This window comes from Paenibacillus favisporus, assembly GCF_040545415.1.
GTDB classification, from domain to species: domain Bacteria; phylum Bacillota; class Bacilli; order Paenibacillales; family Paenibacillaceae; genus Paenibacillus_AQ; species Paenibacillus_AQ favisporus.
Genome location: NZ_JBEPLV010000008.1, coordinates 252,267 through 264,725 on the forward strand (window position 1 = coordinate 252,267; position 12,459 = coordinate 264,725).

General features: G+C 59.8%; 13 protein-coding genes and 1 riboswitch. Of the genes, 11 read left to right on the forward strand and 2 right to left on the reverse strand.

Going from position 1 to position 12,459, the window contains the following annotated elements:
* Positions 1-134: 134 nt before the first annotated feature.
* Positions 135-395, forward strand: coding sequence for a YqkE family protein (locus tag ABID47_RS29835; RefSeq protein ID WP_105446012.1), 261 nt, complete (start codon positions 135-137; stop codon positions 393-395).
* Positions 396-447: 52 nt separating this feature from the next.
* On the opposite strand, the gene ABID47_RS29840 is transcribed toward ABID47_RS29835, so the two are convergent.
* On the reverse strand, positions 448-912 hold the full coding sequence (locus ABID47_RS29840) for a GNAT family N-acetyltransferase (RefSeq protein ID WP_354502389.1): 465 nt from the start codon (positions 910-912) through the stop codon (positions 448-450).
* A 188-nt stretch (positions 913-1,100) separates the two neighbouring features.
* A complete protein-coding gene (locus ABID47_RS29845) occupies positions 1,101-2,102 on the reverse strand; it encodes a lipoate--protein ligase (protein WP_354502391.1) in 1,002 nt (333 codons plus the stop codon).
* A gap of 173 nt (positions 2,103-2,275) precedes the next feature.
* On the opposite strand from ABID47_RS29845, the gene cobD reads away from it, so the two are divergent.
* From cobD to cobS, 10 genes are all read left to right on the forward strand, one after another.
* Positions 2,276-3,370: a threonine-phosphate decarboxylase CobD gene (gene cobD, locus ABID47_RS29850; protein WP_354502393.1), complete on the forward strand. Its 1,095-nt coding sequence runs from the start codon at positions 2,276-2,278 to the stop codon at positions 3,368-3,370.
* A gap of 187 nt (positions 3,371-3,557) precedes the next feature.
* Complete coding sequence (locus ABID47_RS29855; protein ID WP_354502395.1) at positions 3,558-4,280, forward strand: adenosylcobinamide amidohydrolase; 723 nt, start codon at positions 3,558-3,560, stop codon at positions 4,278-4,280.
* Positions 4,277-5,248, forward strand: coding sequence for an adenosylcobinamide-phosphate synthase CbiB (gene cbiB, locus ABID47_RS29860; RefSeq protein ID WP_354502397.1), 972 nt, complete (start codon positions 4,277-4,279; stop codon positions 5,246-5,248). Before ABID47_RS29855 ends, cbiB begins: the two co-directional genes overlap by 4 nt.
* The gene (locus ABID47_RS29865) at positions 5,236-6,177 is read left to right on the forward strand and encodes a histidine phosphatase family protein (RefSeq protein ID WP_354502399.1); all 942 of its coding nucleotides are present in this window, start codon (positions 5,236-5,238) and stop codon (positions 6,175-6,177) included. The genes cbiB and ABID47_RS29865 overlap by 13 nt, the downstream gene beginning before the upstream one ends.
* 284 nt (positions 6,178-6,461) lie before the next feature.
* A riboswitch (cobalamin riboswitch) is annotated at positions 6,462-6,679 on the forward strand.
* 352 nt (positions 6,680-7,031) lie between these two features.
* Positions 7,032-8,045 carry an ABC transporter substrate-binding protein gene (locus ABID47_RS29870; protein WP_354502401.1) on the forward strand — a complete coding sequence of 338 codons (1,014 nt, stop codon included), beginning with the start codon at positions 7,032-7,034 and terminating at the stop codon, positions 8,043-8,045.
* A complete protein-coding gene (locus tag ABID47_RS29875; RefSeq protein WP_354502403.1) occupies positions 8,045-9,091 on the forward strand; it encodes a FecCD family ABC transporter permease in 1,047 nt (348 codons plus the stop codon). The genes ABID47_RS29870 and ABID47_RS29875 overlap by 1 nt, the downstream gene beginning before the upstream one ends.
* Positions 9,088-9,867: an ABC transporter ATP-binding protein gene (locus ABID47_RS29880; RefSeq protein ID WP_145136761.1), complete on the forward strand. Its 780-nt coding sequence runs from the start codon at positions 9,088-9,090 to the stop codon at positions 9,865-9,867. Before ABID47_RS29875 ends, ABID47_RS29880 begins: the two co-directional genes overlap by 4 nt.
* 94 nt (positions 9,868-9,961) lie before the next feature.
* Positions 9,962-11,032, forward strand: coding sequence for a nicotinate-nucleotide--dimethylbenzimidazole phosphoribosyltransferase (gene cobT, locus ABID47_RS29885; protein ID WP_354502406.1), 1,071 nt, complete (start codon positions 9,962-9,964; stop codon positions 11,030-11,032).
* A complete protein-coding gene (gene cobU / locus ABID47_RS29890) occupies positions 11,029-11,622 on the forward strand; it encodes a bifunctional adenosylcobinamide kinase/adenosylcobinamide-phosphate guanylyltransferase (RefSeq protein ID WP_354502408.1) in 594 nt (197 codons plus the stop codon). Before cobT ends, cobU begins: the two co-directional genes overlap by 4 nt.
* Positions 11,619-12,452: an adenosylcobinamide-GDP ribazoletransferase gene (gene cobS, locus ABID47_RS29895; protein ID WP_354502410.1), complete on the forward strand. Its 834-nt coding sequence runs from the start codon at positions 11,619-11,621 to the stop codon at positions 12,450-12,452. The genes cobU and cobS overlap by 4 nt, the downstream gene beginning before the upstream one ends.
* Positions 12,453-12,459: the final 7 nt, after the last annotated feature.

Below are 12,459 nucleotides of genomic sequence, written 5' to 3' on the forward strand. Positions count from 1 at the left end.
CAAAACAGGCAAGCGACCAAATTGTAACGTAAAACCCGAGGGAGAACAAGGATCAAAAAGGCACCAAGGGCAGGTTCAGGGCATGACGGAGCCTGGGAAACCTGCTATAATGTGGGGGAAACGGAGATGATACGATGGCTAAGAAGAACCGAAACCAAGCCCCGAGCAAGCCGCAAGTCTCGGATAAACCGGCGACGCTGAAGGATCTCCTGAGCAGCGAGGTGCTGGATAAGCTGAAGCAGCAGTCCAACGAGCTGAAGGCGGAGCAGCAGAAGCAGAAGGAAGAGCAGGAGAGACAAGCGGCCGAAGCGCGCAAAGCGGAACAGAAGCGCCTGGATAACGATTTTGAACATCTGCTGGAGAACAGCAGCATGGACTGGCGTAAATATAAATGAGAAAATGATAACTATTAGAAAAGCTGCCGGTTAGCGGCAGCTTTTTGTGTGCTTATTTTTCACTGTCCATATTTAGCTTCTTTTCGAATAAGATGTAATCCTGCCCCGGACCGGCATAGTCTTTGGCCATCGTCAGCTTAAAGCCCATGCGGGCGTGAAATTTCATGGACGTTTCGTTCACAGCCGAGGTAATGCAGCGCACCGTGTCGCAGCCGAGCTGAAGACTTTTTTCAAAAAACAGCTCATACAGTGTCCGGGCCGTGCCCTGCTTGCGATAATCGGGATGGACGCCGACAAAATGGATATACGCCTCATTCGGATGCGTCTGGGACTGGAAACCGATCAGGAAGGCGACAAGCTTTCCACTCTCTTTTTCCTCCATCACAAAACTGGTATTTTGAAAATGCTCGAAAAACAGCTTCGGCAACAGATGTGTCATTTGGCGCCCGCCCCACCAGTCGTTGACGACCGGGATTACACGGTCATAGTCGGTTTCAAAGATCGGCCTGATTTCCATGGAAAAACCTTACCTCCGTTCATGTGAGCCTGAGCGGTGAGCGGAAGACACTCGTCTGCAAGCTTTTGCAGCCGATTATACCATAGGAAGAGAAGGTTGGAGCGATAAAAAAAGAGAGGTCCATGGAATTCATGGGGCCTCTCTTTGCTGTATGTCACTATTACAATAAGGACGAATTCCGAGTCCGACTATTCTTCCAAAAAGATCAGACCGATCAGGTCATCCATCCCGATGTTGCCAAAATAGTGCTTCACGTCGATGTCCGCGAGGGCTTCCCGGACTTCGTACTCTTCGTAACGCTTGCCGCGCAGACGGTCCTCAATATCCGCCACATCGCCGACACCGAAAAAGTCACCGTAAATTTTGATGTCCTGAATCCGCGCGTCCTTGATGTCCATACGGATGTCGATGATGCCGACCGGGAACCGCTTCGTATGCTTGACGTTGGACTGCGGAGACTGCCCGTAATTCCATTCCCAGTTCTGATACCGGTCCTTGGAAATTTGGTTGATGATCTCCCAATCGGCTTCCGTCAGCTTGTACTGCGGCACTTCGTTTGGTTCCATGCCGAAAATGTAGCGGAGCAGCTCGGAGCGGAAATCCTCGATCGTCATCTTTTGGTTCATCAGCTCACTGATGTTAGCAACGCGGCTGCGTACGGACTTGGTGCTCTTCGACTTGAATTTCTCCGGATTGGCATTCAGGGAAGCCTGAACATCGTCCAGATTCAGGTTGAACATGAGCGTGCCGTGACTGAACATCCGGCCCCGGGTCGAGAATTGGGCGTTACCGGAAATCTTTTGCTCGCCGACCTGCAGGTCATTGCGTCCGCTCAGCTCCGCGTTAACACCCATATGGTGCAGCGCGTCGATGACCGGCTGGGTAAACTTCAGGAAATTGTGGAACGATTCCCCGTCATCCTTGGTAATGAAGCTGAAGTTGAGGTTGCCGAGGTCGTGGTACACCGCACCGCCGCCGGAGAGCCGGCGAACAACCTTGATATTGTTGTCTTTCACGTATTCCTGGTTGATCTCCTCGATCGTGTTCTGATGTTTACCGATGATGATCGAAGGACGGTTAATGTAAAACAGCAGGTAGCTGTCGTCCATGGGCAGATGTTTGAGGGCGAATTCTTCAATCGCCAGATTGACGGCAGGGTCGGTAATTCCCTGGTTATCGATAAACAGCATATTTGATTCCTCCGTTAAAAGGCCTTAATTAATTCAGTTCCTTGTCTATTGTAAACCAATTGCGGACAAGAAACAAAAGCGAAAACCGAATTGACGCGCAGCGAAATTTGGCGTAATAATGGGGTCATTCGCAAGCGATTCAAGACAGAGAACTGCTGGGGGGGAAAATACATATGCTGGAACGATACGGACATGGCGGGGATCTGGAGAGTGCGTCGGAACTGTACGGCGGCGATCCGGCGTCCTTTCTGGATTTCAGTGCTAACATCAATCCGCTGGGTCCGCCGGAAGGCGTCATGGCGAAGCTGGGACAGGCGCTGCCTTCCATCCTTCGTTATCCGGATCCGGGACACCGCCGTTTGAAAGCGCTGCTGTCCCGCAAACTGGGCGTGACGCCGGAACATTTAAGCATCGGCAACGGGGCGGCGGAATCGATGGCGCTCCTGCTGCTCGGGCTGGCGCCGTCGAGGGTCGGGATCGTGCAGCCCTGCTTTTCGGAGTACCGGCAGCTGTCGGAGCAGTTCGGCGCCGAGGTGCATGCCGTCTTCGGCAGCCGGGAGCGCGACTGGAGAGCTGAGGTTTCGGACATTGCCGGAATGATGAGGAAGGTAGACCTGCTCTTTCTGGGGCAGCCGAACAATCCGAACGGTGTGCAGTATCCGCTCGAAGAGATTCGGGAATTGGCGGCTGAGGCGGAGCGGACCCGGACCTATTTTGTCGTCGATGAGGCGTTCATCGACTTCATCCCGGAAGGGCGGCGGATGACGCTGCTGCCGGAGCTGGAGCGGTTTCCGCGGACGATCCTGGTCCGTTCGATGACGAAGTTCTATGCCATTCCGGGGCTGCGGCTGGGCTATGCGGCCGCGCATCCGGACGTGATCCGGGCGATGACGGGCAAGCAGGTGACGTGGAGCGTCAACGGCTTGGCCCTGCTCGCCGGGGAATTGTGCCTCGAGGGCGGCGAGGCGCATGAGCGCGAGACGCTGGAGCTGATCGCCGCAGAGCGCGCCCGGCTGAGGGCTGGTCTGCGGGATCTGGGCTGCCGCGTGAGCGGCGGCGAAGCCAACTTCCTGCTCGCGGAGCTGCCGGCACCGTGGAGTGCCGGGGAGCTGCAGCGCGAGCTAGGGCTTCGCGGCGTCCTGATCCGCAGCTGCGCCATGTACCCGGGCTTGGGGCCGGGACATGTCCGGTTTGCGGTGAAGGGAGCGGACGCCAACGCGCGGCTGCTGGCGGTGCTGGGCGACGTGCTCGCCAGCAGGGCGGAATGACCTGCACGTTGGGAGCCATTTTGATGTAAGGAGCAGATCTGCACAAAAGGACAAGCTGTGCAGGCCCAAGACGCAGGGCTGTACAGCTGCTACGCTGGAGAAGCGCTGGCGCGGGGTGTGCACATCCTTTGCGGACCAGGTTTTGGAGTCCGCATAAACACAAGATCGATATGGGGGATAAGAAGCGATGACGACACCATTTATGGACGGATTGCAGGATACGTACCGTTCCACCGTGTGGCCGGGGCTCGTGCTGACGCAGAAAGAGCGGCATTTGCTGCTTGAGGCGCCGGAGCTGCTGGACAGCCTCGGAAGCTCCATTCACGGAGGCGGCATGGGCAGGCTGCAGCGGGTGACGAATATGTATGTGGACCGGACGTATGACTGCAGCGACCCGGTGAGCGATACGGAGGAATGGCTCACGGCGTGGGGATACCCGCTGGAGACGACAGCGGGGCTGCTGACGGCAGTCCAGCTCCGCCATGCGGCGGTGCACGAGGAGAAGAACGAGCAGGCCGCGGTGTTCTGCTGCACGACGGCGGGCATATCCAATGCGGCCCGCGCGGGCTCGAAGCGGCGGACGTTCGCGGCCTATACGCCGGGAACGATCAACATCATGCTGGCCATCGACGGCCAGTTGACGAAGGCGGCCATGCTGAACGCCGTCATGACGGCGGTGGAGGCCAAGGCCGCGGCGCTGGCCGACTTGGACGTGCGCGACCCGGACAATGGGCTGATCGCCACGGGGACGACGACGGACGCCGTCGTCCTCGGCGTAAGCCAAAGCGCCGCTTACGCCGGGCTGCACCGCTATGCGGGCACCGCGACCGATCTCGGCGCGATGATTGGCCGCGCGGTGTACAGCACGGTGAAGGAAGGCCTGCTGGCGGCCTGGAGCGAGCGGAAATGACCGCAATATGGATCCTTGCCGCAGCTTTTATCATCGATTGGATCATCGGGGATCCGAGGTGGATTCCCCATCCGGTCATCGGCATGGGCAAGGCGATCAAAAAGGTGGAGAACGCTATTCGGGCGAGGGTCACCCGTCCGGCAGGACTCAAGAGAGCGGGAATTCTTCTCCCGGTCATCATGGCGGGCGGCTCCCTGCTGCTGACATGGCTTGTCCTCTGGGGGCTGCATCAGGTGCATCCGTGGCTGGCCTGGGCGGTGGAGGCACTGCTCATCGCCACAACGATTGCCGTCAAGGGGCTGAAGGATGCCGGCAAGGAAGTGCTTGGCCATTTGCGGCGCGGCGATCTACCCGAGGCGCGCAAGTCGCTCGGCATGATCGTCGGCCGGGACACGGCCCATCTGGACGAGCCGGAGATCGTCCGCGGCACGGTCGAAACGGTGGCGGAAAATATCGTCGACGCCGTCGTCTCGCCGCTGTTCTACGCCATCATCGGCGGCGCACCGCTGGCGATGGCCTACCGGGCGGTGAACACGCTCGATTCCATGGTCGGCTACAAGAACGACAAATATTTGCATCTTGGCTGGGCGTCGGCGAGGCTGGATGACATCGCCAACTTCATTCCTGCCCGGATCACTGCGGGCATCTTGGTGCTGTCCGCCTGGCTGCTGCGTCTGGACGCCGTCAGAGCCTGGCGCACCGTGCGCCGGGACGCGCGCCGCCATCCGAGCCCAAACAGCGGCTTCCCCGAATCCGCGGTGGCGGGCGCGCTCGGCATCCGGCTCGGCGGCGAGAACGTGTACCACGGCGTCGTCTCGTTCCGGGCTTACATGGGTGAGGTGCTGCGCCCTATGGAGGCGCGCGACATCGCGATGACGATCCGGCTGCTTATCACGGTATCGATCATCTTTATTCTGCTGGGCATTGCCGTGCTGTGGGCGACAGGGGGCAGCTTATGGACCTCCTAGTGAAACAGGTCGATCTGCTGCTGGTCCGGCACGGCACGACGCGGTGGAACCGGGAGAAGCGTTACCTCGGGCATACGGATATCCCGCTGGATCCGGGCGGCAGGAACGAGCTTGCGCCGCTGGCCCGGGAGCTGGCCGGGAAGGCGTTCCACGGCGTATATTGCAGCGACCTGGCCCGATGCCGGGAGACACTGGCGATCATCAGTCCGGCGCACGCAGATACAGCGATGTATGACCCGCGGCTGCGGGAAATGGACTTTGGCGCCTGGGAAAGGCATACCTATGAGCAGCTGCAGCATGAGCCCCTATACCGGCAGTGGATCGATTCGCCGCAGCAGGTGACGCCGCCGGGCGGGGAGTCATGGGCGGATTTTGCCGGGAGGGTCGACGGGTTTATCGGCAGCTTGTTGAAGGACGTGGAAGGGACATGCAGCAGACCGGCAGAGGCCCAGAACGACGGAGGGTCGGCGCATTCTGAATCGAAGGGGATCGGGAATGGCGGGTCGGCACTTTCCGGATCGCAAAGGAACGAGATTGGTGAGGCGGCATTGCCCGGTTCGCAAGGGAACGAGAATGGCGGGGTGGAACTTTCCGGATCGAAAGGAAACGAGATAGTTAAGGTGGCACTGCCCGGATCGAAAGGAACCGAAATTGGCGAGGCGGCACTTTCCGGATCGCAAGGGAGCGATGACAACAAGGCGGTCCTTTCCCGGTCGGAAGGACCGGAAGGCACCGGCCCCGAATCTCAGGTTCCGCCGGAGATGCTGATCGTCGCCCATGGCGGCGTTCTGCGGCAGCTTGCGGTCCGCCTCGTTCCGGGGCTGTCCTTCTGGGACGTGCATGCTCAGCCCGGGAGTTTGCTGCGGATCCGGCTGAGCTTCACTGAAGAAACCGGCGATTGGAACGGCAAGCTGGTGAATGAAGCTTGAGAGAGGATGCAAACAAGGTAATGGTCGGCATTGACTGGTCCGAGCTTTTCTTCACTCCGGCAATGGGAAGCGGCGAAAGGGCTCAGGCGGCCGGTATACAAGGACTTGCTCCCCGAATCGTCCGTTCTCCCGAGTTTGGACATGCCCCCCGTGCCCGCGACCGGACATGCCAACGGGCACGTGACGGGACATGTATCCTGGCAAGTACCGGACACAAAAATTCCATTGTCACCCGCAGGCTTTTCCCCTATAATCAGGACAAAAGAAGCATGGCCAGGATAATTGAATAGGAGTGCTTGTGAGGTCCCGGAAGCTGTCTGCCGTATAAGGCGAGCGTTGATCCGGGTGAAAAGGGAAGCCGGTGCAACTCCGGCACGGTCCCGCCACTGTAAACAGGTATGTCCCCAGGAAGCCACTGTTCCGCCGCTACACGGGATGGGAAGGCGGGGACGATTTTACCCAGCCTGTAAGTCAGGAGACCTGCCTCATAAGAGGAAATGACGGTCCTTCGAGGAAAGGATTACGTTTCACGTGCCCTTCATAACGCATGTTCGCCGCGGCTCAAGCAAGCATTGGCTTGAACTCTTGGCCTCGCACCATGCCACAAGGCACACCGGTCCATCGCGGCGATGCCGCGGGATGTTCCGTGCAGACGTAATCCCTGATTCTTGATCGAACAAGAGTCAGGGTTTTTTAGTTGACAAAGAATGGAGCGGCAGACGCCATACACCTGCTCATGGTGAGCAGCGGCGCTACCACTCTAGCATTTCCGTCAGGTTTATTCCGTTTTCGTATACCGGTCAGGCCTCTTTTGTGAAAATTATTCGATAGACAAAGAGGGAGAGAACGAAATCATGAACGTAACGTTGAAACGCTGGTCCACAGGCCTTGCGGCGCTGCTGCTTGCCTTATCGCTGAGTGCCTGCGGCGCCAAGAATGAAGACAGCTCCGCCTCGCAGCAGCCTGCTGCACAAACGGAGCAAAACACGGATAACAGTGCGTCGCAGACAAAGACAGACGAACTGAAAACAACCTATCCGCTGACCATTCAGGATGCGACCGGAGAGTCCTTTACTTTCAAGGAAGCGCCGAAGCATATCATCTCGGTATCTCCAGCGGAAACGGAGGCGCTCTTCGCGATCGGGCTGGACAGCGAGATCGTCGGGGTGTCCGATTATGACGATTATCCGGAAGCGGCCAAGTCCAAGGCGAAAATGGGCGGCATCACTAAACCGAACGAGGAAGCGATCATTGCGGCCCAGCCGGACATCGTGTTCACGGGCATTTCGATGAGTGAGGAAGCGGTGAAGAAGCTGCGCGACCTCGGCATTCAAATTTTCAAGACCGATCCGAAAACGGTCGATGACGTCATCAAAAATATCGAAACTTACGGTCTCATCACCGATCATCAGGCGGAAGCCAAAGCGGTGGTCGACAAGATGAAGCAGGAGGAAAATGAGGTTACTGAAGCGGTAAAATCGCTGACGCCGGAGCAGAAGAAAAAGGTATACATCGAATTTTCCCCGGGCTGGACGGTCGGCAAGGGTGAGTTCATGGATGAGCTGATCACCCTGGCCGGCGGCGTGAACGTGGCGGCGGACACCGAGGGCTGGAGCGAAATCAGCGAAGAGAAAATCATCAAGGACAACCCGGACGTAATTTTGTATGCCAACAGTGTCATCGACGAGAAGACGAAGAAAAGCCTTGGCGACATCATTAAAGGCCGCAGCGGCTGGGACCAGATTACAGCTGTGAAGAACGATGCGGTCATCGGTCTTGACGACAATCTGCTGAGCCGTCCGGGCCCGCGTGTCACGCAGGGCTTGAAGGAAGTGGCGAAAGCCGTTTATCCGGACCTGTTTAAATAATGAGCAAAAAGCTGGCAGGCTATGGAGGAATCGGCATCGTCCTGCTCGTCCTGACCCTGCTGATCTGTCTGGGGATCGGCTCGGTCGCGCTGCCGGTCCAGGACATCGCCCTCATTCTGCTGCACCGGATTCCATGGATTGGGAGCCATATCGACCCGACGTGGAACGCATCGTTTGAGCAGATTATCGTGAAGGTGCGGCTGCCGCGGATTCTGTTGGGCATGCTGGTCGGCGCGGCACTGGCCGTGGCCGGCTCGGGGTTTCAGGGCGTGCTGCGAAATCCGCTAGCCGATCCGTTTACGCTCGGGGTTTCCTCGGGGTCGGCGGTAGGCGCGTCGTTCCTGATCTTTTTCGGGCTGCAGTATTCGTTTTTCGGCGGCTGGACGCTGCCTGCGGTCGCTTTCGTGACCGGAATGCTGACGCTGTGGATGGTTACCGCGTTGGCCAGGGAGAGCGGAAAAATTCCGACGAACAGCCTGATTCTGTCCGGCGTGGTGATGCAGTCCTTTCTCGGAGCGGTCGTATCCTTCCTTTCGGCGATGTCGAACCGGACGATCAATGAAATTATATATTGGACAATGGGCAGCCTCAGCCTGCGTGGATGGTCGTATACGGCCATCCTTTTGCCGTATTTTCTGGTGGGATTTGCTGTGGTCTGGAGCCGGGCCCGCGCGCTGAATCTATTGTCCTTAGGTGAGCGGCAGGCGGCCCATATGGGGATGAACGTGGACCGCGTGAAGCTGGGGGTGCTGCTCGTCAGCACGCTGCTCACGGCTGCCGCGGTGTCGGTTGCAGGCATTATCGGGTTCGTCGGACTGGTCATTCCGCATGTGATCCGGCTGATTACCGGTCCCGATTACCGGCTGATCGTGCCGCTGTCGGCCATCGGCGGAGCTGTCTTTATGGTCTGGGCCGACACGATCGCCCGTTCCCTGCTGGCGCCGACCGAGATTCCACTCGGCGTGGTGACGGCCTTCGTAGGCGCTCCGTTTTTTGCCTATTTGCTGTACCGGAACAAAAAGCAGCGGAAGGGGAGATGGACATGATCGAGATCAGGGAAGCAGGGAAACAGTATGGCGGCATCACAGCTCTCCATGGCCTCAACTGGTCGGTCCAGGAAGGCGAATGGTGGGGGATTATCGGGCCGAACGGCAGCGGCAAGTCGACGCTGCTGCAGCTGGTCTCCGGCGTGGAAAAGGCCAGCAGCGGCGAGGTACTGATTCACGGTAAACCTGCCTCTGCCTATAACCGGAAAATCCTCTCCCGCATGATGGCCGTTCTCCAGCAGGACGGCCTTCCTCCTGTTCATTATCCGGTCAGGGAAGTGCTGGAGATGGGACGTTACCCGTATCAGGATTGGCTCGGACGGGACGAGGGCGGCGATCCTGACGCCCTGATTGAGGGCATTATGGATAAGCTGCAGCTGCACGAACTTGCGGACCGCCCCTTGGATGAGCTGAGCGGCGGGCAGCGCCAGCGCGTCGCCCTTGGCAAAGTGATGGCGCAGGAGCCGCAGATTCTGCTGCTTGACGAGCCGACGACGTACCTGGACATCCGTTACCAGCACCAGTTCATGGAACTGGTGGCGCAGTGGCGGAAGGAAGAGGGCATCACGGTCGTCGCCGTCCTGCATGATTTGAACCTCGCGGCGCAGTTTTGTGATAAACTGCTGGTATTAAGGGACGGGCAGGCGGTCGGAATGGGAACGCCGGAAGATATGCTTACCGAGGAAACGATCCGTCTGGTGTACGGCATTGAGCCGGTCATCGTTCCCCATCCGGTCAGCGGTATTCCGCAGGTGCTGGTGACCAGGCAGCGGTAGGATTAATGCAGCCCAGAGAACGAGTGCGGAAAGTAAGCGGTCCGTGAGTTGATCGGTTTGAAGGCAGTTTTACGAGAGAGGGAGTAGATGCAAGATGAACGAACTTTTGAAGCAGTACGTGGAGCGGATTCAGCCCCTGGATGAGACCGCGTCGAAGGAGGCGGCAGCCCATATCGCCAACCTGACGGTACCGCCGGGCAGCCTCGGCAAGCTGGAGTCGCTGGCAATCCGCCTGGCCGGCATAACCGGCGAGACGAAGCCGCTGTTCGAGCGCAAAGAGGTTATCATTATGGCCGCGGACCATGGGGTGTGCGAGGAAGGTGTCAGCGCCTTCCCACAGGAAGTGACGCCGCAGATGATCCTCAATTTTCTCGCTGGAGGCGCAGCGGTCAACGTGCTGTCGCGGCAGGCCGGCGCGGACATCGTCTGCGTCGACATCGGGGTGAAGAGCGACCTGGCCCATCCGCAGCTGGTGTCCCGCAAGGTGCGGTACGGGACGGCCAATATGGCCAAGGGACCGGCGATGAGCCGCGAGGAAGCAGAGCAGTCGATTCTGACCGGCATCGCCGTCGTCGAGGAAGCGGTGGCGCAAGGCGTCCGCATCTTCGTTACCGGCGAAATGGGCATCGGCAACACGACGGCCAGCTCGGCCGTCATGTGCGCGCTGACCGGCACGCCGGTCAAGGAGGCGGCCGGACGCGGGACAGGCCTGACCGACGAGCGCCTGCTTCATAAGATCGGCGTCATCGAGAAGGCGCTCGCCGTCAACGCGCCGGACGCTGCCGACCCGATCGGTGTGCTCGCCAAGGTCGGCGGGCTCGAAATCGGCGGCCTGGCCGGCGTCATCCTCGGCGCGGCCGCCCATCGATGTCCCGTGGTCATCGACGGGTTCATTTCGAGCGCCGCCGCTCTGCTTGCGCGGGCAATCTCTCCGCTGGCCGCGGAATACATGATCGCGTCCCACGCCTCGCATGAGCAGGGGCACCGCCTGCTGCTGCAGGAGCTCGGGCTGGCGCCGATGCTTGACTTGGACATGCGCATCGGCGAAGGCACCGGCGGCGTGCTCGGCCTGACGCTGGTGGACGCGGCGTGCCGCATCGTTCGCGAGATGGCCACCTTCGAAAGCGCCGGCATCTCCGGCGGCGAGGCGGTGACGTCCGAGTGAGCGTACTCGTAACGGGCGGCGCCCGCAGCGGCAAGAGCTCCTTTGCGGAGCGCTGGATGATGGCCCACGCCCGGCAGGCAGTGTACGTGGCGACGGCGCAGGCCTTTGACCGGGAGATGGAGGAGCGGATCGCCCTCCATCGGCAGCAGCGCACCGAAGCGGCGTATCCCTGGGAGACCCGGGAGGAGCCGCTGCGGCTGGCCGAGCTGCTGCAGGCGCTGCGCACCGCGCAGGCTGATCCTGCTGGCGCTGCTTCACCCTCGGAAGATCGCGCACCGGCCGTACTGGTGGACTGCCTGACCTTGTGGCTGTCCAATACGCTCCTGGCGCATGAGGGCGAGGAGGATATGGAACCGCGCCTCATGGAAGCCATCAACCAACTCGTGGAGCAGATTCAGGCGTATCCCGCTCCGCTGGTGCTGGTCACCAATGAGGTCGGCGACGGCATCGTGCCGGAATACCGGCTGGGCCGGGTGTTCCGCGATTATGCGGGCATCTTGAACCGCAAGGTAGCGGCCATCAGCGACCAGGTTTTTCTGGTGACGGCCGGCATTCCGATCGAGCTGAAGAGCAGGGAGTATCACCTATGAAAATGAACGTTCAGGCGGCTGCGGCCGCTTTTCAATTTCTGACCCGTTTTCCGGTCAAGATGACCCTGGATTATACGCCAGAGCTATTTCGGCGGAGTACGCGCTTCTATCCACTGGTCGGGCTGGCGGTCGGCTTGACCGTCTGGATCGGCGGAGCGGCCGCTTCGTATCTGCTTCCGCCGCTTCCTGCCGCCGTGCTCATGCTGATCCTGTGGGTCGGCCTGACCGGAGGCCTGCATCTCGACGGCTGGATGGACACGGCGGACGGCTTGCTCAGCTACCGCTCGCGGGAGCGGATGCTGGAGATCATGAAGGACAGCCGGGTCGGGGCCATGGGCGTCATGGCCTGCGTGCTGCTCCTGCTGCTGAAGGCATCGCTGATTTACTCGCTGCTGCTCGGCGGCCTCCCGCCGCTGCTTCTGCTGCTGCCGCCGGTATGGAGCCGCTGGTTCATGGTCCATGCGATGGCTTCCTGGCCGATGGCGCGGGGCAAAGAGGGACTGGCGGGCAGTTATTTCAATGGCATGACCCGGAAGCAGAGCATGGAGTCCTTCCTGCTGGCGGCAGGGCTCACCCTGATCGCGGCGCTGCTGTCTCCGCTGCTTCCCTACGGACCTGCCGGGATCTGGAGCTATAGAGGCATCACCTGGCTCCATGCCGGATTAGCCTGGCTGCTGCTTCCTTTGGCGGCATGGGCTGCCGGATGGTGGGCCGGGCGGCGGATGAACGCCAAGCTCGGCGGCTTAACTGGCGACACCTACGGCGCGCTGAACGAGGGCATTGAGACGGTGCTTCTGCTCGTGCTGACCATACTCATCTACCGTTTTTGACTAGGAG